The organism is Bradyrhizobium sp. Kon10 (genome assembly GCF_055807395.1).
This window is the reverse complement of sequence record NZ_JBVVOZ010000280.1, coordinates 1-258: the sequence shown is the minus strand read 5'-3', so window position 1 is coordinate 258 and position 258 is coordinate 1. Positions and strand designations below refer to the sequence as shown.

At 55.0% G+C, this 258-nt stretch carries 1 protein-coding gene; it reads left to right on the top strand.

The annotated features are described in order from the left end of the window. Positions 1–49: 49 nt before the first annotated feature. A partial coding sequence (locus tag AC0L2O_RS37030) for a LysE family transporter (protein WP_473373236.1) occupies positions 50–258 on the top strand: 209 nt, incomplete at its 3' end.

Below are 258 nucleotides of genomic sequence, written 5' to 3'. Positions count from 1 at the left end.
CAAAGTTTGTATTGAACTTCGATAGACAGTCTTTCATCAGGACATTTCCATGCTGAATTCCAACGCCTTCACCGTCTACCTGTTCACGGCATTCCTTCTGGCGATTACTCCGGGTCCGGGGATTTTCTATGTCGCCGCCCGAACTCTTTCCGGCGGCCGCTCTGAAGGAATCGCTTCGAGCCTTGGCAATGGTCTCGGCGGGCTGTTTCATGTCTTAGCCGGCAGTCTTGGCGTCTCGGCGATCGTGCTGGCAAGCGC